Annotated in this window: 19 protein-coding genes and 3 pseudogenes; 14 read left to right on the top strand and 8 right to left on the bottom strand. The window is 62.3% G+C overall.

From position 1 onward, the window contains the following. On the top strand, positions 1 to 253 hold a 253-nt coding region (locus AC1DDS_RS23575), incomplete at its 5' end, for a DUF982 domain-containing protein (RefSeq protein ID WP_477481073.1). 841 nt (positions 254 to 1,094) lie between these two features. Here AC1DDS_RS23575 and AC1DDS_RS23570 read toward each other — a convergent pair. Further along, positions 1,095 to 2,352, bottom strand: a pseudogene (locus tag AC1DDS_RS23570) (efflux RND transporter permease subunit); the annotation flags it as partial. A 210-nt stretch (positions 2,353 to 2,562) separates the two neighbouring features. Here AC1DDS_RS23570 and AC1DDS_RS23565 point away from each other — a divergent pair. After that, the gene (locus AC1DDS_RS23565) at positions 2,563 to 2,697 is read left to right on the top strand and encodes a hypothetical protein (protein WP_477481072.1); all 135 of its coding nucleotides are present in this window, start codon (positions 2,563 to 2,565) and stop codon (positions 2,695 to 2,697) included. Between the two features lie 404 nt (positions 2,698 to 3,101). On the opposite strand, the gene AC1DDS_RS23560 is transcribed toward AC1DDS_RS23565, so the two are convergent. After that, positions 3,102 to 5,261 (bottom strand): hypothetical protein, encoded by a 2,160-nt coding sequence (locus AC1DDS_RS23560; RefSeq protein WP_477481071.1) that lies wholly within the window; start codon positions 5,259 to 5,261, stop codon positions 3,102 to 3,104. Between the two features lie 390 nt (positions 5,262 to 5,651). Between AC1DDS_RS23560 and AC1DDS_RS23555 the strand changes: the two are divergent. Together AC1DDS_RS23555 and AC1DDS_RS23550 are read left to right on the top strand one after the other, a co-directional pair. Continuing rightward, positions 5,652 to 6,015, top strand: a pseudogene (locus AC1DDS_RS23555) (ISNCY family transposase); the annotation flags it as partial. A 424-nt stretch (positions 6,016 to 6,439) separates the two neighbouring features. Further along, entirely contained in the window at positions 6,440 to 6,838 is a 399-nt protein-coding gene (locus AC1DDS_RS23550; protein ID WP_477481070.1) for a thermonuclease family protein, read from the top strand. 195 nt (positions 6,839 to 7,033) lie between these two features. On the opposite strand, the gene AC1DDS_RS23545 is transcribed toward AC1DDS_RS23550, so the two are convergent. The 6 genes from AC1DDS_RS23545 to AC1DDS_RS23520 all read right to left on the bottom strand — a co-directional run bounded on the left by AC1DDS_RS23545 (position 7,034) and on the right by AC1DDS_RS23520 (position 14,604). Then, positions 7,034 to 7,399, bottom strand: coding sequence for an NUDIX hydrolase (locus tag AC1DDS_RS23545; protein ID WP_477481069.1), 366 nt, complete (start codon positions 7,397 to 7,399; stop codon positions 7,034 to 7,036). 777 nt (positions 7,400 to 8,176) lie between these two features. Next, on the bottom strand, positions 8,177 to 9,682 hold the full coding sequence (locus AC1DDS_RS23540) for a tripartite tricarboxylate transporter permease (RefSeq protein ID WP_477481068.1): 1,506 nt from the start codon (positions 9,680 to 9,682) through the stop codon (positions 8,177 to 8,179). Positions 9,683 to 9,691: 9 nt separating this feature from the next. Continuing rightward, positions 9,692 to 10,153 (bottom strand): tripartite tricarboxylate transporter TctB family protein, encoded by a 462-nt coding sequence (locus tag AC1DDS_RS23535; RefSeq protein ID WP_477481067.1) that lies wholly within the window; start codon positions 10,151 to 10,153, stop codon positions 9,692 to 9,694. A 92-nt stretch (positions 10,154 to 10,245) separates the two neighbouring features. Further along, entirely contained in the window at positions 10,246 to 11,229 is a 984-nt protein-coding gene (locus AC1DDS_RS23530; RefSeq protein WP_477481066.1) for a tripartite tricarboxylate transporter substrate-binding protein, read from the bottom strand. Between the two features lie 166 nt (positions 11,230 to 11,395). Further along, complete coding sequence (locus AC1DDS_RS23525) at positions 11,396 to 12,784, bottom strand: sigma-54-dependent transcriptional regulator (protein ID WP_477481065.1); 1,389 nt, start codon at positions 12,782 to 12,784, stop codon at positions 11,396 to 11,398. Then, positions 12,781 to 14,604: a sensor histidine kinase gene (locus AC1DDS_RS23520; RefSeq protein WP_477481064.1), complete on the bottom strand. Its 1,824-nt coding sequence runs from the start codon at positions 14,602 to 14,604 to the stop codon at positions 12,781 to 12,783. Before AC1DDS_RS23520 ends, AC1DDS_RS23525 begins: the two co-directional genes overlap by 4 nt. A gap of 783 nt (positions 14,605 to 15,387) precedes the next feature. Between AC1DDS_RS23520 and proV the strand changes: the two genes are divergently transcribed. The 10 genes and pseudogenes from proV (at position 15,388) to AC1DDS_RS23470 (ending at position 24,036) form a co-directional block, all read left to right on the top strand. After that, positions 15,388 to 16,605 carry a glycine betaine/L-proline ABC transporter ATP-binding protein ProV gene (proV, locus tag AC1DDS_RS23515; protein WP_477481063.1) on the top strand — a complete coding sequence of 406 codons (1,218 nt, stop codon included), beginning with the start codon at positions 15,388 to 15,390 and terminating at the stop codon, positions 16,603 to 16,605. 20 nt (positions 16,606 to 16,625) lie between these two features. Beyond that, positions 16,626 to 17,510, top strand: coding sequence for an ABC transporter permease (locus tag AC1DDS_RS23510; protein WP_477481062.1), 885 nt, complete (start codon positions 16,626 to 16,628; stop codon positions 17,508 to 17,510). Positions 17,511 to 17,581: 71 nt separating this feature from the next. Continuing rightward, on the top strand, positions 17,582 to 18,457 hold the full coding sequence (locus AC1DDS_RS23505; protein WP_477481061.1) for a glycine betaine ABC transporter substrate-binding protein: 876 nt from the start codon (positions 17,582 to 17,584) through the stop codon (positions 18,455 to 18,457). Between the two features lie 72 nt (positions 18,458 to 18,529). After that, positions 18,530 to 18,790 carry a helix-turn-helix domain-containing protein gene (locus AC1DDS_RS23500; protein WP_477481060.1) on the top strand — a complete coding sequence of 87 codons (261 nt, stop codon included), beginning with the start codon at positions 18,530 to 18,532 and terminating at the stop codon, positions 18,788 to 18,790. Between the two features lie 100 nt (positions 18,791 to 18,890). After that, a pseudogene (locus AC1DDS_RS23495) lies at positions 18,891 to 19,241 on the top strand (mechanosensitive ion channel family protein); the annotation flags it as partial. 242 nt (positions 19,242 to 19,483) lie between these two features. Beyond that, a complete protein-coding gene (locus tag AC1DDS_RS23490; protein ID WP_477481075.1) occupies positions 19,484 to 20,140 on the top strand; it encodes a GntR family transcriptional regulator in 657 nt (218 codons plus the stop codon). Continuing rightward, positions 20,137 to 20,997 (top strand): ABC transporter permease, encoded by an 861-nt coding sequence (locus tag AC1DDS_RS23485; RefSeq protein ID WP_477481059.1) that lies wholly within the window; start codon positions 20,137 to 20,139, stop codon positions 20,995 to 20,997. Before AC1DDS_RS23490 ends, AC1DDS_RS23485 begins: the two co-directional genes overlap by 4 nt. Further along, positions 20,994 to 21,776 carry an ABC transporter permease gene (locus AC1DDS_RS23480; protein WP_477481058.1) on the top strand — a complete coding sequence of 261 codons (783 nt, stop codon included), beginning with the start codon at positions 20,994 to 20,996 and terminating at the stop codon, positions 21,774 to 21,776. The genes AC1DDS_RS23485 and AC1DDS_RS23480 overlap by 4 nt, the downstream gene beginning before the upstream one ends. A 35-nt stretch (positions 21,777 to 21,811) precedes the next feature. Then, positions 21,812 to 22,840, top strand: a complete 1,029-nt coding sequence (locus AC1DDS_RS23475) for an ABC transporter substrate-binding protein (protein ID WP_477481057.1) — start codon at positions 21,812 to 21,814, stop codon at positions 22,838 to 22,840. Between the two features lie 74 nt (positions 22,841 to 22,914). Continuing rightward, on the top strand, positions 22,915 to 24,036 hold the full coding sequence (locus AC1DDS_RS23470) for an ABC transporter ATP-binding protein (RefSeq protein WP_477481056.1): 1,122 nt from the start codon (positions 22,915 to 22,917) through the stop codon (positions 24,034 to 24,036). Positions 24,037 to 24,041: the final 5 nt, after the last annotated feature.

The following is a 24,041-nucleotide window of genomic DNA, read 5'->3' as shown; positions in this document are numbered from 1 at the left end:
TCAAAATGGCATCCACCATATTTTTTCCGGGCCCTACGAAGCTCTCGACTTCCTCGAGAACGAATGGCCCCTGCGTCGTGGGCAAAAGTACGAGAGGGCCGTTCGGCTCTGCCGCGGAGCGCTGAACCTTGCGACGCCGCTCGCGGTTGCGCGCGAAGCCTTTGTTGCCGCCTGCCTTGAAGCAGGATTGCCGGTAACAGCGGCACCTTTGTCCTCGGTGCCCCCCAGCAGCAGGCCGCAGTCGGCGATGTGATGGCCCCGTATTGCATTGCAGCTTTCCGGCGCCGTGGCGGTGCTTCATGCGCGCCGGAAAGCTGAGGCGTATGGTCAGGCGCCACATCCTTGAACGGATAGGTTCGTCAGAAGTCTGTCGGCAAGCGGGCCACCGCTGGAAGACTCTGCTTCGCGTTTGTGTGGCTGTCTTCAGCACATCGAAACCACCTGCAGCGGCTTGTCGACAACACTGACTCGCGGGGAGTTGTGGTGCATGTCACAACGGAGCGGATGGGACTGCCGGGGGCGGCTCCTACTTCAATATGTCTTGATGCTTAAGCTCAAGCACCTCTGCAAGGGCGCTGCCCAACAGATTAATTAACTTCACCGGTCGCGCCCGCTCCTGCTCTGCGAGTCTGATCAACTCACCATAGTGGCGGCCGCGAACAGGTGCGTTTATCGAGCTCGTCGCTTCGATATCCCCAGTCGCCGCCTCAACCTCCTCGCGGGCATGCTTGATGATCCCGTTCGTTAGGCGTTACCTTTGTGATGAAACAATTGCCGACATGGTTGCCTGCAGGCGGGCTTCAGCCGGATGCTTTTTCGCGACCACTTCTTTCTGCGTAACCGCTTCGCGCCGCCCCGAATTGCGACCTTATCGCCGTATGATTTCGTAAGACGCGACAATGACGCGCTCCAGCATCCAGACGCATGCTCAAAGGAAACCGGAAATACAGTCACACTGCGCTAGCGATGATCTGCGGGGAAAGTGGCGGTTCTTACAAGTGATAGTCGGCGAGTTCATGTCCGCCGAACTATCCCTCAGCCGTTGATCGTATCCCGATATTTTCAGCGCGTTGCCTTGGGCTCTTCATCTAGTGCTACAAGTCTGCCGCCTCGAGCGCTGCATCCTTCCTGCGTTCGGTGACCGCGTCCAATCTGTGGCGGCCGGCCGAGCGCAAGGCGACGAAGAAGACCGGCGTCAGGAACAGACCGAACAGCGTCACCCCAAGCATGCCCGAAAAGACCGCCGTGCCGAGGGACTGACGCATCTCCGCACCCGGCCCCGTCGCGATCGCAAGAGGCACGACATTGAAGATAAAGGCGAAGGCGGTCATCGGGATGGGCCGCAACCGAAGGCGCGTTGCTTCCACCGCGGCCTCCACTGCCGTCTTTCCTTCCCGTTGCCCCTGCCGCGCAAATTCGACGATCCGGATGGCGTTCTTCGCTGCCAGGCCGATAAGAACGATCAGGCCGATCTGGGTCAGGATGTTGTTGTCCATCCCTCTGAGGCTCACGCCGATCAGCGCGGCCAGAACGGCAAGCGGGACGATGAGGATGATCGCTAGCGGCAGTACCCAGCTCTCGTACTGGGCGGCCAGCGCCAGGAAAACGAAGAGGACCGAGAGCGCGAAGATGAACACCGCCGTATTGCCGGTGACCCGTTCCTGGAAGGCGAGTTCCGTCCATTCGAACGTGGTGCCTGCCGGCAGCATCTGCCTTGCCAATGCCTCCATCTTGTCGAGGGCAGTACCGGTGGAGACGCCGGGCGCCGCGTTGCCCTTCAATGGCACGGAGACATACATGTTGTAGCGCTGGACAAGGGTTGGGCCGCTCGTGTCGCGGATCTCAACCAGTGTGCCAAGGGGAACAAGCGCCCCGGTTGCCGAGCGAACCTTCAGGCCCAGAATGTCGGCCTGGTCGAGGCGATACTGTTGGTCGGCCTGGACCCGCACTTGGTAGACGCGACCGAAGGCGTTGAAGTCATTCACATAGGATGTCCCGAGATTGATGGAGAGCGCCTCGTTCGGGACCGACACGTTCAGCGCGCGCGCTTTGTCACGGTCGATGTTCAGAAGAACTGCGGGCTCGAGGCGGAAAACGTCGTGAAGACGCCGGTCACCCCCGGCGCGCTGTTTGCCGCCCCCATCATCTGGTAGGCCAGCCCCAGAACGCGACCCATGTCGGAACTCTCGAGATCCAAAAGCTGCATCCTGAAGCCACCGGATTGCCGACGCCGCGGATCGAAGGCGGCAGTATCGCAATGATGAAGGCCTCCTGGATGCTCTGCAGGCTGCAAAAGAGCTGACCGATGGTCTGATTGGCGCCCAGCCCGTGCTTCAGCCGCTCCTGGAAGCTTAACGGCGAGCGCCACTGCAAGATTGGCGCGCACCAGATGCCGAGCTTTCACCATGCTTTTGCCTCGACTTGCTAGACATGCACTTCATCTTGGTCGACAGGCGCGGGCTGTCATCCAAGAATTCTTCAGGCGTCTCGTTAGCCCGCCCGTCAGACCCCTGTCGAAAATACTTCGATTTTTCGGGAACGTTCCCGCCCGTCCCGCATCCAATGAATCGCCTACAGAACGTGCAGGCGCTCGACCTCGAGACCGCACCTGTCGGTATGGGTTACGATCGGCACTTCAAGCTGAAGTTGACCGAGGCGGACAAGAACGATCTGATCGAATACCTCAAGGGAATCTGAGCCAGCGGTGGCCCGGTCAGCCCCCGAAGTACCTCCGACGATCAGCACGGTCCGCTGCAAAGCCGATGCGCACTTTCGCGAGCGTGGGCGTTCCTGCGCAAGCCGGGCCACATCGAACGTGCTGGCAGCGATCCTGTCCCCCTTCGGGGTCCTTCATGGATGACGGTACAGGGTGGTTCCGCGACGGTTGGTGGTATCCCCGGCCGCATTTGGAGCCGGGGCCGCCGCGGGTTGGGCATCTCGCCCTATTACTGAGCGAACCGCCATCTATCACCGTGTCGCGGCGACACGAGGTAACGCTGGCCGCGCATGGATCGGATTTCGCCAGCACCTCGATGTTACTACAAACCTTGGTAACGTCGACCAGATCGACCCGGGTAAACAGACACAGCCAGTTATCTGGTCTAGCTGGCATCATGAGCGTAGTGCGCCTCGCAGACATCGGCCCGCGCGGGAAAGGCCGCAACAGGAAGGCCTTTGACGGTCTGAATGGCAAAATCAGTCACTTGCCCGCCGCATTCGAGGCGCATCAGGCGGCCGGCTCCCGCCTGCATCGGCAGGAGAACGTATGCGTGCTCGGCGCCCTCTGCGAGCTGCTGGCCAAAGTGCAGGATGCCGTTATTCCAGCGAATGCTAGCAAAGCGCGACGCATTGCGGGCGGCCACCCAAGTGAGCATCTGCTCGGCGGAGATCAATGCGACACCGTGTTCCCGAGCCACCTTGACGAGGATGTTGGCGTAGTCGTCGGAAAAATCATAGTGTGCGACGAAGGCGCTGAAGAACTGATCCGGGCCGAGTGCCCGTGCGATCATCGACTGGACGCCCTCCATTTGCGGAGCCCTGTCTTCGTTCACCAGTTGCGTGGCGGCCTGGTAAATGTCCAGCACCTTTCCGTCTTCGGTGACGAAGGGCATTGGCATGCCGGAACCGGTCATGAAACCCGAACGCCCGTCGAGCCAGACGGGAGGCCAATTGTAGTAGTTCAGGTCGAAGCGGATCCCAACATTGTTTTGCGTTTGCGCCGCCTCGGTCCACCCGTTCCAGACGATGCAATGAAGGCGATGGGTGACCTGGTCGCCCAGGAATGGATACTTTGTTCGGAAGTCGCGCATCTGCTTGCTCAATGTTCTCTCGAGACGTGCGGCGTCCTGGTTGGCGCAGTTGGTATCAACATGGGCGCCAAATTCGAATCCCTGGCTGTGGAAGGCCTCGACCACAGCCGGCGGAATCTCCGTCCTCGGTGTGAGAAGTGCGGTCGCCCGCAGGCACTCCCACCGCTCCAACCAGCAGCCGGCTGTGCTTTCATCGCGTAGCTTGGCAAAGAAGTTCGCCGTTCCGTCTTGGATGGCGTGATCGTCCCCGACCATCACGATTGCCGCACGTCGGTTTCCCGGCAGGTACCAGAAACGCGGCAAGGGGATTGGTGCCGTCGTGAGGACCAGATTTGCAAGCAGGCGCTGATGTTCGTCCGCTTGCGGAATGCCGATGAGCGCCCGATCGAGGTGGTCGGGGTAGAACAGATCGTTCGGTCGCCGGGGGGCGGAACCGTCCCGTTCCTGGTCGGCCCAGTCCGGGTTTCCCTGTCGGGTGTAGGCGATGGAGCGCGCCAGATCATAGGATAGAGCTGTTATGGTTCCGTGGCCTAGACGCCGCATGGTGATGGCGGCGGCCGGCAGTGGCCTGTCGGGCGTTTCGTGCAACTGAGCGACCATTGTCGTCTCGGCTTTGCATCCCGGCAAGGACTCATACCGGTCGATTTCGCCATGAAGTTGCAAGGGCCGGTCTGCGAATTTCTCGGTTGCCGCCAGTCCCGGACGGGCCTGCAGGTAGGCCCTGCGAAGTGGCGTTTCGGTGTCGACCAAGCACATCAAGGCGAGAATGCTGTTGCCTGGCCTTGTCGCAATCAGGCTTCCGCCCGCCTGCACCCAGCTCTCCAGCGCCGCCGTGTTCGCGGAGGAGAGGGTGCTCGTTGCGAGCAGCACAACGGAGTAGCGGGAAAGGGTCACCGGATCGAAACGATCCTCCGGGATCGTATCAAACAGGTTGAGACCCTCGGCCTTCAAGATCTCGTCATAGTAGGAGGCGAATGGCCGGTTGTTTGCCGTCACGATCAGACCCGCGGCCGCGCTAGGTCGCGTTTGGACGTTCTGTATGCCGCGCGTGGTAAACGACAGGCAGTTGTTGTCGCCTCGCCAGCCCCAAAGAACATGATCAAACGGTGACGAGAATCTGCGGGAGACGCAGAGAGCGTAGGCTGTCGAAGGTTTCAGCAGGTTGCGGGGCTTGACGATGATCAGCTCTTCGGACGGGTCGAAATCAACCGCAATCGGCACGTCCCCATCTTGGCGGTTTTGCAACGAAACCGTGATGCCGTTGTGCATTGCAGGGCCCGTAATCCGTATCTTCAACGCGCGCCCAGGGTGGACGTCGACGCTGCCGTCAGCAGGCGACAGGGGCAGAAATTCCGGCTCGAGTTGCGCTCCACCGAGAATGACCAGCGCCGTTGCCGATCCGAGAATGATAAGAAGCGTTCTAAGAAGATGGCTGAATTTACGTGAGCTCATATTGTCCGGCATAAATTTAGAATCTCCAGCATTGCCATCCGTTTTGCGATGTTATTGGCGAAGTGCTTGCAATGCTGGCATCTTTTGCCGCCGGTTGAATGATGACATTCAGGATAGAGAAGGTCGCAAGTCGGATATACCTCTGGCCTACGGGGCAAGAGGGCATCCCCTTCAGGTTGTAGAGGTGTACTCCTCTTTTGGAGAATGCTCTGGGAGCTATGCTCCACACCCGGCATGACCTAAGCTGTGTTATCGGGATCGCAGATTGTCGGTTATCATCAACTGGGGCCTCCCGCTTCAGCAGCGTGCCGCACCGAGGAAAAACCCGTCCTGATACACGGCACGTCATTCCCGGCTTTCGTAAAGGTGCCATTTGTTGCCGGATGAGCGCTGCGAAACTCGTTGACACGGACTCTGAGCGTCGTTCAAGCGGCCGAGCTGCTCGATCTCAGTCGAAGTCAGGTCCACACTGCTGCAGGCCTATGACTGTTCCGGCCCAGCCGGTCCGGTTTCGAAGAAGCGCTGGCGCGCAAGAAGCTGATCGAGCTGCATCACCTTTCGGTAGCCGAGGAGAGGTTGCGGCACTGCATGACCGAGGCCGATGGATCTCACGGCGCGAGTGCAAGCAACGGGTTTTCCAGCCGCGCGGCCGGCGTGATCGTTTTGGTGAGCTCGTCGGGTCTCCTGGTGGTTCGAGAACCGTAGCCGCAAATGCGCCCTGCTCGTCTACATCGATGACGCCACCGGCCGGCTTGCACTTACGCTTTTGCCGCCTTCGTTGGAGAACGACTGGTTGTGCTGTATCGTCTGCAGAGGCCCCACCTCGAGTAACCTTGCTTCGAGCAGCGGCGTCCATAATCTCAGCCTCGGACATGCCCAGTGCGGAGATCAAATCTAAAAGGACGCCGCCTACTATCTGGAGTAGGCCCAACAATAAAAGAACTTTGCTCATAAGAATCCGCTCATCCTACAGGCGCAACGTGACAAGATGCACGCGGGTGTCGAGATCGCCTGTGAGCGAGCAGTCGGCGCCTCGACGGAAAGTTGTTTCTCTGCATTACTCCCCGTCAGGGGGATCCGTGGGGAAGGTTGTTAAATTCGGACAACGTAGCCGCTGGGCAAGGCGCCGATGGCGCTTGCCTGGTAGGACCTTTGTCCTCTCTGCTGCCGGAGCAGTTTTGCTTGGCACCGTCTATGGGTGGTCGACCGTCCCACGGTATCAGACAATTTCCGCATCATTTCCGATCTGCCAAGGGACCGTCCGCACGACCTGCGTCGTCGATGGCGACACCTTCTGGCTCGACGGCATCAAGTACCGGGTCACAGACATCGACACGCCGGAGGTCAGCGAGCCGAAATGCGCGTGGGAACGCGAGCTTGGCGAGCGCGCAAAGTACCGGCTGCAGATGCTGCTCAACGATGGCCCGTTCACCCTTTCGCGCGGTCTGCGGGATGAGGATAAGTATGGCCGCAAGCTGCGCACGGTCCACCGCGACGGCCGATCGCTCGGTGAGACCCTGGTCGATGAAGGGCTTGCCCACCGGTGGATCGGGCGCAAGCAATCCTGGTGTGGGTAGAGGCAGGTGGCAGCGGCCGGGGGGGCAACATGACTTTCGTTCGCTTGATAGTGGCTGTGATCGCTATTGCGGTCCTGCCAGCTTCGGTATGGGCACACGGCGGCGGCTGCAGGAAAGACTCACCACCGGACAATGCTGCCACATTGTCGAGCCTGAGGCGGTGATCGTGCTTAAGGAGAGGGTCGTCGGCAGTCTTCACTGCGAATCCCGCCCCAGAATTTGTTCTAACATGTGAAATAGGCCGCGCAACTCCGGTTCTGACACTCTGGCTGCCGCCTCTGAACTGGACACCCAATCCACCTTCCGCTGTCCCTTCTCGGGAAAGTCAGCAATGTGACCTTTTACCTTCATCGCGTGAACCTGGACGCTGCAAAGAACGCCACGGCCGTCGTCCAGTCGCTTCAGGTAGGTGAAGTATCCAAGCGCCTTTTTCTTAACCTTGCCGCGAACACCAGCTTCCTCGAAAGCTTCGTTGGCGACCACCTCGTGCGGTGCCTTGCCTTTGATCGGCCATCCTTTTGGGATCACCCAGCGTCTGGTGTCGCGGCTGGTGATGACCATGAACTCGACGTCACTCCTCGTGCGCCGATAGCACAGCGCGCCATACTGCTCGCAGCGTTCTCCGAACAGCGAATCTGCACCCGATGCAAGGTGAGACAGAAACGTTGTCCGCGATCTCATTATACCGTGTCTCACAAAGGGCATTATAGGCGAAGGCTAGCAAATTCAAGTTGGCGGCGGTTTTTCTAGACGGCGCTTCAGTTCGTCCTCGAGTTCAAGGCAAAGAGCAGCGTATTCCTTGACCATCTGCAGATCGCCGGATCCGAGCCGACTGATCTCAGCGGCGGAGGCGTCGTGTTCGAGAATTTAGGCGATGTCGGCTCATGGGCCGATGCAGCCAGAGCGGCCCGCAACTGCGGCTTCCTATGCATCGTTAATTTCAGACCTTCGCGCCAACCCTGCATTCGACCATGCTACCGCAGTAGGGCGGTAACTTACGAGGAGCAATCCTTCGCTACACCCGTAATGCAAAAAAGGCCTGGTTCCCCGACCTTCCTGATCACCCGCCGGCGGTACATGACGTGGTGAAAGATTGTGCCTTGATAAATGGATGATCGTGTCGATTGCGTGACCGTCGAGATCTTCGACAGGTGGCTCAGGAGGACGGCTTAGGACCGTTGGCCGGCGAGTCGGCGGGCGTGGTCACAAGAGGCACCATCGGTGCCGCTCTGGGCGTCCGGCGTGGTGTCCGGGTGCCGAAGGAAGTCGAGCGATGAAATATGGGAGGGGCGGCCAGCCGCTGCCCCTCCCCGACCCGGTTTTCAGGAGATGGACGTCTCAATCTTCCTCCTGGAAGACCTCCTCCCGCTTGGCCTTGACCGACGGCAGGAACACGACGAGCAGGACCGCCAGCGCAATCCCCAGCAGGATCGCACTGATCGGACGCGTGAAGAAGGTCGTCGGGTCGCCGCGCGACAGGATCATCGCCCGGCGCAGATTCTCTTCCAGCAGCGGACCAAGCACGAAGCCGAGCAGCAGCGGCGCCGGTTCGCAGCGCAACTTGACCAGCAGATAGCCGCCCAGCCCGAACAACGCGACCGCATACAGGTCGAAGACGTTGGAGTTCACGCTGTAGACCCCGATCGAGCAGAAAGCCATGATGATCGGGAACAGCACGTAGTAGGGCACCGTGAGCAGCTTCACCCAGAGGCCGATCAACGGCAGGTTCAGGACCACCAGCATCAGGTTGCCGATCCACATGGAGGCGATGATGCCCCAAAACAGCGCCGGCTGTTCCGTCGCGACGTTCGGGCCCGGAACGATGCCCTGGATGATCATCGCGCCGACCATCAGCGCCATGACCGGATTGGCGGGAATACCGAGCGTCAGCAAGGGGATGAAAGAGGTTTGAGCACCCGCATTGTTGGCGGATTCCGGGCCGGCGACACCGGCGATCGCACCTTGTCCGAACTCCTGGGGACGATCCGAGATGCGCTTCTCCACGGTGTAGGAGGCGAATGCGGCGAGGATCGCGCCGCCGCCCGGCAGAATCCCCAGCGCCGAGCCGATGGCGGTCCCGCGCAGCACCGGCGCCACGATGCGCCTGAAGTCGTCCTTCGACGGCCAGAGGCCCGTGACCTTCGCCATCAGGATGGAGCGCGTCTTCTCGCTTTCTAGGTTGCGAAGAATTTCGGCAATCCCGAAAACCCCGACCGCAACCGCCACGAAATTGAGACCGTCCGCATATTCCCGGATCCCCATCGTGAACCGCGGCGTTCCCGTATAGATGTCCGTACCGACGAGGCCGAGCAGCAGCCCGAGGACCACCATCGCGATCGCCTTGACGATCGAGCCGTGCGCCAGCGCGACCGAGGAGACGAGGCCGACGACCATCAGGGAGAAATATTCGGCCGCACCGAATTGAAGCGCGATGGCCGTCAACGGAATGGCGAAGATCGCGACGAGGAAGGTGGACACCGTCCCGGCGAAGAACGAGCCGAGGGCCGCGATCGAGAGCGCCGCCCCTGCCCTGCCCTTGCGGGCCATCTGGTAGCCGTCGATCGCCGTGACCGCCGACGAGGATTCCCCCGGCATGTTGATCAGGATCGCCGTGGTCGAGCCACCATACTGGGCGCCGTAATAGATGCCGGCGAGCATGATCAGCGACGAGACGGGCTCGAGCTGGAAGGTGATTGGCAGGAGCATGGCGATGGTCGCCGTCGCGCCGATCCCCGGCAGCACGCCGATCAGGGTGCCGAGCAGGACGCCGATAAGGCAGAAGGCGAGGTTGGCGGGCGAGGCGGCGGTGGTAAAGCCGAGCGCAAGATTGCTGACAAGATCCATGTCCGTCTCCTACAGCCGCGTCCAGGGGCCGAAGCGTTGGAACGGCAGGCCGAGCGCATAGCTGAACACCACCACGGAAAACAGCGTGATGGCGACGGCCAGCACAAGCGCCATCAGCGGCTTCATCCGCCCGGAGGCAAAAGCGGCAATCAGCGCGGCAAAGAACAGCGACGGCACGAAGCCGAGACCGCGCACCGTCAGGCCGAAGAAGACCGGCGCGGGCAGAATGAAGAGCATACCGCGCAGCGCGAGCGGGCCCATCGGTTCGCCCGCGACCTGCGTTGCCTGCACCAGGACGATGACGCCGAGCAACGTCAGGATCGACGCGAGCACCAGCGGAAAATAGCCCGGCCCCATGCGGAAGGCCGTGCCGAGCTCCAGCTCAAGGCATTGATAGATGAAGAAGCCACCAAGCGCGATGAATGTCAGGCCACATATCGCGTTGGTGCTGTCGAACTGCAATCGGTTCATAAGATTCCCTCTTCGAGCGGCCGGGACGGGCCGCCAGGCGCTTGGGAATCGTGACGGCGTCGGGCGCCGCCACGATTCGATCAGCACGAGCCTCAGTCGGCGTATTGACCGGCAGCCTCGATGACGGGCTTCCAGCGGGCGATCTCGCTTTCGAGCTTCTCCTTCAGTGCCGCCGGCGTTGCTTCGGCTTCCGAGGACGGGGACGTGCCGAGTTCGGCAAAGCGGGCGATCACGTTCGGGTCCTTCAACGCGCCCTGCAGCGACTTCGAGAGACGTTCAATCACTTCGGCGGGCGTGCCCTTCGGTGCGTAGACGCCGTGCCAGATGCCGACCTGGAGGCCTGCCAGGCCGCCTTCCTCCGCGGTCGGTACGTCCGGCAGAATGTCGAGGCGGGCCGGAGACGTCACCGCATAGGCCTTGATCGTACCGCCCTGGATCTGCTTGGTCGTGTTGGTGGTCTGGTCGCACAAGACGTCGACCTGCCCACCCAGGAGGTCGGTCATGGCCGGCCCGGTTCCCTTGTAGGGCACGGTCGTGAACTGGGTCTGCAGGGCGCTCATCAGCATCATGCCGCAGAGGTGCGAGGCGGCGCCGATGCCGGCATTGGCGACGGTTACCGTGTCCTTGTTGGCCTTCATGTAATCGACGAAGCCCTTGAGGTCCGTCGGCTCGAAATCCTTGCGCCCGACGACCGTCATAGGCACTTCGGTGACCAGGCCGACATATTCGTAGGCGTTCAGCGTGTCATAGGCGAGCTTGCGGTAGAGCGTCGCGCTCGTTGCCATGCCGATATGGTGAAGCAGCAGCGTATAACCGTCCGGGTCGGCGCTCGCGACGCGGCCGGCGCCGAGCGTGCCACCGGCACCGCCGACATTCTCGACGACGATCTGCTGGCCGAGGTCCTTCGACATGGCCTCAGCGACGAGGCGGGTCACAGTGTCGGTCGGGCCGCCGGCCGAGAAAGGCACGACCATCGTGATGGTGCGCTCGGGGTAGGTCTGCGCAAGGGCAGAGGTGGCGAGCAACGAAACGGCAAACGCGGCCGAGAGGCCGAACAGGGTTTTCACGGTCTTCATCAAATCCTCCGATAAAATCGCCAGCCGGCCGCGGCTCCTCCCGGGCCGGTTCTGGATTCATCGAAAGTGACACCGCACCTCGGGCGGACAAACCGGCAGGGACGTTCCGGACGCAACTTGCAACGGAAACCTGTGTCGAATGGGTAGGAACGGGGACAATGCCGGGTCAAGGATGGGTGGATTTCCACCCATCCGGTTCTGAGGCATCGTCCTGAAAGGCGGCAAAGTTGATATTCTTGGCCAGCCCATATTTCTGCATCTTCTCGTATAGCGTCTTTCGCGAGATGCCGAGCTGCTCGTAAACGGGCTTGATCCTGCCGCCATGCGCGGCCAGTGCGCTGGCAATAACGCCGCGCTCGTACGCGGCCACCTTCGCCGATAGCCGTGGCTCTACGGTTGTAGCCGGCGCCTCCTCGGGGGCCACGTCCAGTCCGAGCACCAGCCGATCGGCGGCGTTGCGCAATTCGCGCACGTTGCCGGGCCAGCTTCGGCCGGCGATCTCGATCATCAGCTCCGGCTGAACCTCCACGTCGTTGCGCATGTAACGCGCCGCGGCCTCGCGCACGAGCTGAAGAAAGAGCAAGGGGATGTCGTCTTGGCGTTGTGCCAGCGACGGCACATGCAGGGTCGCGACGTTCAGCCGGTAGAGGAGATCGGCGCGGAAGCGTCCGGCCGCCACCTCCGCCTCCAGATCGACCTTGCTGGTGGCGATGAAACGCACATCGAGCGGCACGGGCTCATTCGAGCCCAGTCGGGTGATGACGCGCTCCTGCAGGACTCGCAGGAACTTTGCCTGCAAATCGAAGGGCATCGAGCCGATTTCATCGAGCAGGATGGTGCCGCCGCGGCCATGTTCGAACTTGCCGTAGCGCGGACGGAGCGCACCCGGGAAGGCGCCGGCCTCATGGCCGAAGAGCTCGCTTTCGATGAGATTTTCCGGCAGCGCCGCACAATTGATGGCGATGAAGGGGCGATCCGCCCGGGCGCTGATATCGTGCAGGGCCCGGGCCACGACCTCCTTGCCGGCGCCGGTTTCGCCAATGATCAGCGTATCCGCATCCGTCGCGCCGATCGCCCGCAGGCGATAGCGCAGGTCCACCATGGCCTGCGTTCGTCCCGGCAGCCGCGCCTCGATGTCGTCGCGCTTGCCGGCAACGGCGCGCAGCCGGCGATTCTCCAGAACCAAACTCCTGCGATCCATGGCGCGGCGGACGATGCCGGCAAGGTGCTGGGCGGTGAACGGCTTTTCGAGGAAGTCATAGACGCCCGCCCGCATCGCGCTGACGGCGAGCTGCACGTCCGCATGGCCGGTGACGAGGATGACCGGGACCTCCGGATCGATCTCGCGGATCCGCTGCAGCAGAGTCATGCCATCCATGCCGGCCATGCGGATATCGCTGACCACGACCCCATTGAAGGCGTAGCCGACAAGTTCCAGCACCGGCTCGGCGCTGCCGAACGTATCCACTTCGAGGCCGAACAGCCCGAGCGCCTGAGCGAGCGAGCGCCGCATTTCCTCTTCGTCGTCGACCAGGAGGATCCGCGACACTGTCATTCCGCGGCCTCCCGCGCCGGAGCGGCGGCATCCAGAATCACGCGGAAGAGCGCCCCTCCGCCCGCCTGCGTCTCCACGGAGAGGTCTCCTCCGAAGTCCTTGACGATATTGTAGGCGATCGACAGGCCAAGACCGAGCCCCTTGCCCACGCCCTTGGTCGTGAAGAACGGATCGAAGATCCGCTCGGCGATCGCCGCCGGCACGCCGGGTCCGCGGTCCTGGACCTTTATCTGGACGCGGCCGTCGATCCGGTAGGCCGACAGCACGATCTCCCGATCCTCGCGGCCCTCAACCGCATCGGCGGCATTGCTGATGATGTTGACGAGGACCTGCTGAAGGCGGACCGGGCCGGCCACCACTGCAAGCGCCTCCTCGTCGAGGCGCACCGCGAGCCTGGCGTCTGCCGCCTTCAGCCGCGGCGCGACGATCTCCAGCGTGTCGGCAATCACTTCGCGGAGGGGTACCGGTCCGAGCTTTTCATTCGGCTTGCGGGCGAAATTGCGCAAGTGGCGGCTTATCGAGGCCATGCGATCGACAAGCCCCGAGATGCGGCGGACATTGTCCTGCGCCTCCGGCACGCGCCCCCGCTCGATCAGCAGCACTGCGCTGTCGGCATAGGTCTTTGCGGCGGCCAGCGGCTGATTGAGCTCATGCGACAAGGCTGCCGACATCTGCCCGAGGCCGGCAAGCTTGCCTGCCTGGATGAGATCGCCCTGGGTCTTGCGCAGCTCCTGCTCGGTGAGCCGGTGCTCGGCGATCTCGAGCTCGATCTGCTGGTTGACACGGGCGAGATCGGCAGTCCGTTCGTCGACCCGGCGCTCCAGTTCGTCGCGTGTTTCCTCCTGCAGGCGCAGGCGCTCCTCCACGCGCACGCGACGCTGCCTCAGCACGGCGACGCCGAGGCCGGCAAGGCAGATGAAAAGCAGGATGGCAACCAGCGTGGTGCGCGCCTGGGTGCGCACCGAGGCGGTGTCGAGAAGGACGTTCACCGTCCAGTCGGCTTCCGGCATGTAGTGCGAGAGGCGCAAATATTCCCGCTGAGTGCCGTCTTCCGCAATGCGCATCAGTTGCTGGCCGTAGTCGACACTCTCGGTGGCGGGCAGCGGCTTCAATATCGCCTCGGCATAGCGTCGCGACGCCTGGGTGCGCGTTAGTCGTGGCGCGTCCAGCGGCAGGATGCCGGCGTAAAGCCATTGCGGACTTCCGGTCATGAAGATGATGCCTTCCGGATCCGCGACGAAGATCTTGTATTCCCCGCTTTTCCAGGACGCTTCGATGGAATCGATGTCCACCTTAAAGACGATCACACCGAGGATCCTGCCGCCGACCTCGACCGGGGACGAGAAGTAGTAGCCGCGCTTGAGCGACGTCGTGCCGAGTGCGTAGAAGCGCGCCTGCCGACCGGTCACCGCGTCCTGGAAGTAGGGACGGTAGTCGAAATTCTGGCCCACGAAGGTACCGGGCACATCATAGTTGCTGGCCGCGATGGTATTCGCGTCAGGCGTCATCACGTAGATGTCCGAGGACTTCAGCAGCGCGTTGATGCCCTTGAGGTATTCGTTTGCCACCCGCCGCAGCGCCGGATCGGCCGGCGACTGGAGCAGTGCTTCGATGTCGTCGTGATCTGCGATCAGCGCCGGCAGCGGCTCGTAGCGGCTGAGGTGGCCACCGAGCGCCGCGACCGCGAGTCGCAGCGCTGAGCCGGCCTGAAGGGAAGCCTCTTCCATATAGCTGCGCGTCAAAAGCGTGCCGACTTTCAGGATGACGAGCACGGCGACGATCGGCAGGATCGCGAGGGCGAGCGCACGGCGGAATTTCACGAAATAGCGGCTCCTCTCCCCTGCCGGCCAGGTCGGCCTGTTCACGATCCTAGTGATTTGACATCATCTTTCCTAGAGCGGCAGCGACACCGCCATTGTCGACATCGGCCCGGGCCGGCATATCTCCGTCTGGAGACAATGCCGGCCTCGAACTCGACCGGTCTTCGAAGAAGGCGTACGGCGCCTGCCGCGGCGCTGCGCAGTCTCCGATCTGGCGTATCGCAAACCCCTGCTCCGCCAGGCCCCGGCATCCTTCGACGGTGCATCCAATCTGTCGACCGCCGGAACGAGCAGATAGGCGAGCAATGCGCCGACGACGAACGGCAACGGGATTTGGTGCAACAGCACCAGCGCAACCAAAGCGACTGCAGAGACCGCAATCCAGAACGTGGCTGGTTGCGCAAGTCTCATCGAGTTTCTCCGCCTGGCACCCGAGCGCTGCCTCCCCATAGGTCTCCCTTTGTGAGGTCCCGATGGACGGGCTAAAGAGGCAGCTGATTGGCTAGGCGGTCCTGGCACATCAGGTCCGTCGGCCGTCTTCAACAGGCCCTTGCCAGAGTAGCAAATTCGTCCCGCGTCACCGCATGGAAAACTATTCCACAAAACGGCCAAATGGCATGGATTTACCACGATGTCTTGATGCATAAGCAAAAACATGCCACATAATGTCCAAATTGCGCCTCGCAATTCAATTGCGACACACCATCAGGTGGCGTGTTCGGCCGCTGATATTCAGCTCGGAACTAAAGGAGAGCGCCCTTCTGTGAGCGGGGCCAGCACAGCATGACCTTTGCAACTGAGAGCGACCTACCGGTCAAAATCAGTATCAGGAACATTTTCAAAGTATTCGGAGAGCGGCCGGAAAAAGCCCTCGACCTTCTAAATTCTGGCAAGACCAAAGCACAGATCCACGCCGCGACCGGCTGCACGATCGGCGTCAACAATGCGAGCTTCGATATTCGCTCCGGGGAGATCTTTGTCATCATGGGGCTGTCGGGCTCGGGCAAGTCCACCCTTCTGCGCCTCATCAACCGGCTGATCGAGCCAACCTCCGGCGCGATCGAGATCGACGGCCGCGACGTGGCGCAGATGCCGAAGAGCGAGTTGATCGCGTTGCGCCGCCGCGACATCAGCATGGTCTTCCAGTCCTTCGCGCTCCTGCCCAACCGCACCGTTCTCGACAATGCCGCCTTCGGTCTCGAGGTCGCCGGAACGAGCGAAAGCGAACGCCGGCAACGTGCCCGCGCGGCCCTGAAGGCCGTCGGTCTCGACGGCTATGACGACAGCCGGACGGACCAGCTTTCCGGCGGCATGAAACAGCGTGTCGGCCTCGCCCGTGCGCTTGCCACAGACCCGACAGTGCTGCTGATGGACGAGGCATTTTCCGCGCTCGACCCTCTTATCCGCGCGGAGATGCAGGACGAACTGATGCGCCTCCAGGCCGAGCACAGCCGCACGATCGTCTTCGTCAGCCACGACATTGACGGAGCGATGCGGATCGGCGACCGCATCGCCATTATGCAAAATGGCGAGGTTGTTCAGGTCGGTACGCCCGACGAGATCGTGCTGCAGCCCGCCAACGACTACGTGCGCTCCTTCTTCCGCAACGTCGACGTCTCGCAGGTCTTCCGCGCGGGCGACGTGGCACGCCAGACGCAGGTGACGATCATCGAACGCCAGGGCGTGTCCGGCGCCGCAGCACTCGAGCGCATGGAGCACTTCGACCGGGACATCGCGATCATCCTCGGTCGCGACAAGACCTATCGCGGCATGGTCAGCCGCAATTCACTGATCGAAACCGCGCGCGATGGCGGCAGCGAACCCTGTCGGCGCGCCTTCCTGCAGGATATCGAGCCGATCCCGGCGTCGGAATGCCTCTCGAACGTTCTCGGCAAGGTTGCCGCCTGCGCCTTTCCGGTGCCGGTCGTCGACGAGGCCAACCGTTATCTCGGCTCCATCAGCAAATCCGCGCTTCTCGAAACGCTCGATCGCACCGCCTGATCCAGCCCGGAGACATTTCCATGACCTTTGACATCGGTGACGGCGTTGACAGCGCCGTCAACTACATCCTCGATAATTTCGCGCCGCTGCTGGACATCATTGCCGCAGCGATCGGCACTGTGACAAGCGGCATCCAGAATTTGCTCCTGGCCGCGCCTATGACCCTTGGGCTTGCGATTTTTGTCCTGCTGTCGCTCTGGCGGGTTGGCTTCAAATTCGCCGTATTTACCGGCCTGTCGCTCTGGCTGGTCGGCCACATGGGACTATGGTCGGCCATGATGGAGACGCTATCGCTCGTGCTCGCCTCGACGCTGATCGCTATGATCATCGGTCTGCCGCTTGGCGTGGCCATGGCGCGCAGCAACCGGGTCGCCACCGCCGTGCGGCCTGTTCTCGATCTCATGCAGACCATGCCCGCCTTCGTCTACCTTATCCCGGCGGCGATGTTCTTCGGCCTCGGCGCCGTGCCGGGTAGCATCGCGACGGTCATTTTCTCCATGCCGCCCGTCGTCCGCCTCACCAACCTCGGTATCCGTCAGGTGCATGTCGAGTTCATCGAGGCCGGCAATGCGTTCGGCTGCACCGCCTGGCAACTGCTCTTCAAGGTGCAGCTCCCCAACGCCATGCCGTCGATCATGGCCGGCATCAACCAGACGATCATGCTGTCGCTTTCGATGGTGGTCATTGCCTCGATGATCGGCGCCGGCGGCATCGGCAATACGGTGCTCACCGGCATCCAGCGGCTCGATGTCGGCACCGGCTTCGAGGGCGGCATCGCCGTCGTCATCCTTGCGGTGATCCTCGACCGGATCACCCAGAGCCTCGGAAAGGAGCGCGCCGGCCTCTGGTGCACCCTCTTCCGTCGTCGAGCGCAACAGCCTGCTGGCTCAGCCGTCACGGCATGAGCAGCGCTACTTGCGCTCGAAGATGGCGGCGTGCGCGCCGCCGAATGCGAACCTTCAAAAAAGGAGCAAACATGTTCAGGACACTCGTTACAATGAGCCTCGCGGCCGGTATTTTCACCGGTGCGGTCGGCACGGCACTCGCGCAGGACAAGGCGCCGGTCAAGATCGGCTGGTCCGCCTGGTCCGACGCCGAGTTCGTGACCAAGCTTGCCGCAAAGCTCATCAAGCACGAACTCGGCCAGGAGGTCGAACTGATCCAGACCGACGTGGCGCCGCTCTATCAAGGCGTCGGCCGCGGCGACCTCGACGCCATGATGATGGCCTGGCTTCCGGAAACACACGCCGATTATTTCGCCAAGGTGAAGGACAAGGTGACGACGCTCGGCACCGTCTACGACGGCGCGAAGCTCGGCTGGGTGGTTCCGAAATACGTGCCCGAGGACGCCATCGCCTCGATCGAGGATCTCAACAAGGATGAGGTGAAGGAGAAGCTGAACGGTCAAATCGAAGGCATCGATCCCGGCGCCGGCCTCACGCGCCTTTCCGAGCAGGCCGTCAAGGATTACGAACTCGGCGACTACAAGCTGCAGATCTCCAGCGAAGCTGGCATGCTGACGACGGTCGACCGGGCGATCCGCAAGGAGGAGTGGTTCGTCGCCACCTCCTGGAGCCCGCACTGGATGTTCGGCAAGTATGAGTTGCGCTACCTCGACGATCCGAAGGGCGCCCTCGGCAAGGCGGAGCATGTCGACGTGCTCGCCCGCAAGGATTTCGAGAAGGACAACCCGGAGGTCGCAGCCTTCCTGTCGCGCATGAAGCTGCCGATCGGCGACCTCGAGGCGGCAATGTTCAATGCTCAGGAGACTTCCTACGAAAAGGCCGTCGACAAGTACGTCGAGGATCACCCGGACCAGATCAAGGCCTGGCTCGGTGAGGAAGACGGCTGACCCCGACGATTTGATCGGCGATCGCGCCTCGCGGCTGCGCCCGCGGGGCCATCAACACGAAGGAGCTCTGACATGTACAATGACACCCTAGCGCCGCGGACCACTTTCGACGCAGCATACGACACCATTGGGGGACGGATCTCGCTTGCCCGTGACGCCGTCGGTCTTTCGATTGACGAGATTTCAGTCGTGACCGGGGTGACCACCGAAACCTGGTCGAATTGGGAGAACGATCGGGCAGCGCCACGCGCCAACCGCCTCGACATGCTGGCACGCATCCTTCAGGTTAGCATCGCGTGGCTGCTTCACGGGCAGGGGAGTGGACCACGCTAGGCTGGCGCGCCCGCCAGAATGCCAAGAGGCACGGCGATCATTCGTTGAGCCTATAGCTGGGCGCGCCGTCACCGAAGGCGGGGCCTCCAGCATTGCGCTAAACGGCAAGCTCGGAGAACGCGCTCGAATTCCCGCCAACACGCGCCGCGCCACCAAGATCGGTACATTCCGCGCATATGTGCAGAACTACCTGCGCAATCATCCGGGCGTCCATCAAGACATGACGATCATGGTGCGGCAACTCCAGCCGCAGCCCAACGGCCTGCCGCTGGAAATCTACTGCTTCGCCAACACAACAGTCTGGGCCGTTTACGAGGGCATCCAGTCAGACATCTTTGATCACCTGTTCGCAATCCTGCCGGAGTTCGACCTGCGCGTGTTCCAAAACCCAACTGGTGGAGATTTCCGGTTCCGCTCGCCGGAACAAATGGCTGCCAGCAGGCATGGCTAACCGGAGCGCGGTTGTTCTCGTCGCTTTTACGGATGCAAACGTGCGCGTTCTGGTCGTCTCGTCGGCAGTGATCCTCAACCTTTTGGGAAAGAATGTACGCCCTGCCCGAGCAAGGGGTCGCGGGCAGTAGACGTACGACCGTTAGGCGTTGACATGGAATATGCTGATGATATCCTGAAAATATATTTTTGAGGTGATCGGTGTTGCAGGCTCCTTCAAACAAGAAAATGCGCTTGAGCGACGTGGCTTACCAAGGGCTGCGCAACGCCATCATCAAGGCGGAGCTGCTGCCGGGATCGCCGATCGACGAGAAGGAATGCATGGAGCGGCTCGCCGTCGGCCGCACCCCGCTGCGCGAAGCGTTGCAGAGGCTGGCGCAGGAGGATCTGCTGCTGGCGGTTCCGCAACGCGGCTATTTCGTCTCCTCGACCTCCGCCACCGACTTCTTCCAGCTCCAGGAATTCCGCCTCCAGGCCGAGGTCTGGGCGGCCCGGCTGGCCGCCACCCGCATCAGCGATGCCCAGCTCGATCGCCTGGCCACGCTGATCGAGGAGGCGCGCACCGGCGTCGAGGCCCGCCGCATGGACATCGAATGGCACCTCGGCATCGACGAGGAAATGCACAAGCTGATCGCGGAGGCCTCCGGTAACACCTACCTCGTGCAGGCGCTGACGCGTCTCTACGCGCTATCAGTTCGCAGCCTCTACGTGTCGCGCATTCCGGTCGCGCTGCTTTTTGAAGACCTCAACGACATGGTCGTGATTCACCAGGCGCTCGCAAGCCGTGACCCCGACAAGGCTGAAGCGGCGATGCGCGCGCATCTCTCCGTCAGCGCGACGAACCTCAGACGGCCGATCGAGCCACCGTCCCGCGAAACCCGCATGGAGACGCGGAAATGACCGCCGCGCGCCGAGGCAACCTCGTGACGCTGGCGCTTCTCGCCCCGTCCCTCCTCAGTGCGATCCTCCTGCTAGCCATCCCGATCCTGATCGTCATCGCCTTTTCCTTCGCCGAGCAAGACACCTATGGCGGCGCGAAATTCGGCTTCACGCTGAAGAGCTACCGTGAGCTCTTCCAGGCGATCTACCTGCCGATCTTTCTGAACTCGCTGCAGCTGGCGGTGGTCTCGACCGTGATCTGCCTGCTGGTTGGCTATCCGATCGCCTATTTCATCGCGCTGCGCGCCGGGCGCTATGCCGGCCTGCTGCTGGCGCTGCTGCTCATTCCATTCTGGATCGACTTCATCGTGCGCATGTCGGCCTGGATGGTGCTGCTTGGCCGCAACGGCACGATCAACAGCGCGCTCGTCGGCCTCGGCATGATCGAGCAGCCCATCCGCATGATCGGCACCTATCCGGCCGTGCTCGTCGGCATGCTCTATGCCTTCCTGCCGACCACAGTGCTGCCGATCTATGCCGCGCTCAGCGGGCTCGACAGGCGGCTGCTCGAGGCGGCCGACGATCTCGGCGCCAACCCGCTGCAATCCTTCTGGCGGGTCACCTTCCCGCTGTCGCTGCCGGGTGTCATGGCGGCGATCCTGTTCGTCTTCGTGCCGGCCATGGGCGTCTACGCCATTCCCGTCCTGCTTGGCGGCGGCAAGAGCATTATTCTCGGCAACCTGATCGTCCAGCTCTTCCTCGATTTCCGCAACATCCCGTTGGGGGCCGCCGTCTCCGTGGTGCTGCTGGCGATCTCATCGGTGATCATCGTCTGCTACATGCGCGTGCTGCGCTCGGTCGAGGAGGCGCGGGTATGAGGAAGGTCCTTGCTCTGTACGTCCCCGCCGCGACACTCCTCGGGTATCTCTTCCTCTTCGCACCCTTGCTGGTGCTGGTGATCTACGCCTTCAACGCCGGCCGCTCGACGGTGATGTGGGAAGGCTTTTCGCTCGCCTGGTTCGCCGAAGCGCTTGGTGATCGCGGCCTCAGGGCCGGCTTAAAGGTCAGCGTCATCGTCGCCACCGCATCGGCGGTGCTTGCAACGGCGATCGGTACCAGCGCGGCGCTCGCCGTGGTCAAGCGCCCGTTTGCCGGCCAGAACCTGTTCTCGACGCTGGTGATCGCGCCGCTCGTCCTGCCGGAGATCGTGCTTGCCGTCGGCCTGCTCGTCGCCACGGTCTGGACCGGCGTTTCGCTCGGCTACGGCACGCTGATCGCCGGCCACGTGCTCGTGTCGGTCCCATTCAGCTTCCTGATCGTGCGCGCCGCGGCGTCCGGGCTCGACCCCCGCCTCGACGAGGCGGCGGCCGACCTCGGCGCCAACGGCAGGCAGATTTTTGTGCGTGTGACGTTGCCGCTGTTGCTGCCGGCCATCCTCTCGGCCTTCCTGCTCTGCGCGGTGATTTCCTTCGACAATTTCGTCGTCTCGACTTTCGTCTCCGGCGTCGGCTCCACGCCGCTGCCGATCCAGATCTACGCGATGCTGAAAACCGGCCTGACGCCGAAGATCAACGCGCTCGGCGCGATGCTGATCGCTGTCAACGTGCTGGTGATCCTGGTCGTCATGGGCCGCTACCTCAAGACAATCCGCAAATAATCTTAGAGCAACCAAGAAAAAGGGGAATGCCAACAATGAAAAAATGGAAAACCTTGCTTGCATCGGGCAGCCTGATCGCCTTTGCTTCGGGCGCATCGGCCGCCGAGCTCAACATCTATGCCTGGTCCGGCGAAGTGCCGCAGGAGATCGTCGACGACTTCGCGAAGGAAACCGGCATCACCGTGACCTTCGACACCTACGATTCCAACGAAACGATGATGGCCAAGCTTTCGGCTGGCGCCAGCGGCTATGATCTCATCGAGCCGAGCCAGTACACCGTGCAGGTCCTCGCCAAGCAGGGCCTGTTGCAGGAGCTGGACCACGCCAGGATCCCGAACATCGGCAATCTCGGCGCCCCCTTCAAGAACGTCTCCTTTGACCCCGGCCAGAAATGGTCCGTTCCCTATATCTGGGGCACGACCGGCCTCGCCTACAACGAGGATTGCGTAAAGACGCCGCCGACGAGTTGGAAGGTGCTGTGGGATCCGCAGTACGAAGGCCGGATCTACATGCTCGACAACATGCTGGCCGCCTATATCGCCGGTCTCCAAGTCAACGGCTACGATGCGGGAACCACCAGGCCGGAAGAAATCGAGAAGGCTACCCAGTCGCTGATCGAGCAGAAAAGGGTGCTCGGCGGCTACAACAGCACCAATTTCGGGGATCTCGTCGCCTCCGGCGAGGCCTGCCTGGTGCAGGGCTGGAATGGCTCCATCGCCCAGGTGATGGCGACCAATCCGAAGGTCAAATACGTCATTCCGGAGGAAGGCGGCTCGATGTGGATCGACGGCTTCGCCATTCCAAAATCGGCGAAGAACGTCGAGGAAGCCTACAAGTTCATCGACTACGTCATGCGCCCGGACGTCGCCGCCAAAGCCGCCAACCTGTCGAAATCGGCCACCGTGATCGACAAGGCCAAGGAGCTGCTGCCGAAGGACGTGGTCGAAAACGCGGCCATCTATCCGCCGGAGGAAACGCTGATGAAGGCCGACTTCATCCTCGACGTGGGTGACGCCACGAAGCTCTACCAGGACGGCTGGACCAAGGTGAAGACCGCCCAGTAACGGCGAGCCGCATCACCGGCGGCCGGATCCCGACATCCGGCCGCTCTCCCCCTTTCTCATCGAGTCCCAGTGATATGCCGCCTGACACCCCAGAGCCGGCCGGTGCAAGCCGTGTCGCCATCGAACTGATCGATATCCGCAAGGCCTTCGGCAACAGCGACGACCAGACGACCTATGCCGTCGATCGGATGAACCTCAAGATTCGGGCGGGCGAGTTTTTCACTTTCCTTGGCCCCTCTGGCTGCGGCAAGACGACGACGCTGCGGATGATTGCCGGCTTCGAGGAGCCGACCTCCGGCCGGCTTTTGCTCGACGGCAAGGAGGTGACCGGCGTGCCGGCGCACCAGCGTAACGTCAACACCGTGTTCCAGAGCTATGCGCTCTTCCCGCATCTGAATGTCGGCGAGAACGTTGGCTTCGGCCTTTCGGTGAAAGGGGTTGCGAAGGAGGAGATCCGGCAGCGGGTCAAGGCCGCGCTCGAAAGCGTGCACATGGCCCATGCCATCGACCGCAAGCCGTCGGCACTATCGGGCGGCCAGCAGCAGCGCGTGGCGCTGGCGCGTGCGCTGGTCAATCGGCCGTCCGTGCTGCTCCTCGACGAGCCCTTCGGGGCGCTCGACCTGAAACTCCGTCGCGAGATGCAGATGGAGGTGAAGGAGATGCAGCGCCGCCTCGGCATAACCTTCATCTTCGTCACCCACGACCAGGAAGAGGCGCTGACCATGTCGGACCGCATCGCGGTGATGAGCAACGGCGTCATCCAGCAGGTCGGCGGTCCGGTCGAGATCTACGAACAGCCGGCCAACCGCTTTACCGCCGGGTTCATCGGCGACATGAACCTGGTCGAGGCCTGCGTCTCCGGCCGCAGCGGCGACCGGCTGACACTCGATGCGGCCGGCAGCCGGTTCGATCTGCAATCCGATCTCGCCCTGCAGCCCGGCGATCGGTGCACGCTCGCCATCCGGCCGGAGGCGTTGCATTTCGTCGACGGCGATGCCGGGCCGCCGATCCGCTTTGCCGGCACGCTCAGCGAGGCGGTCTATATCGGCACCGACACCGTCTACGGCCTGTCGCTTGCCGACGACAACCGCCTGCAGGCCCGTGTGCGCAACAGCCGTGACCGCTCGATCCCGCAACCGGGAGAGCCGGGCGTCCTCGCCTGCGCCCCCTCCGCCATCAGAATTCTCACGCAATAGGAAGC

The organism is Mycoplana sp. 10N416, from assembly GCF_056394765.1.
This window is presented reverse-complemented; position numbering and strand designations above follow the sequence as displayed.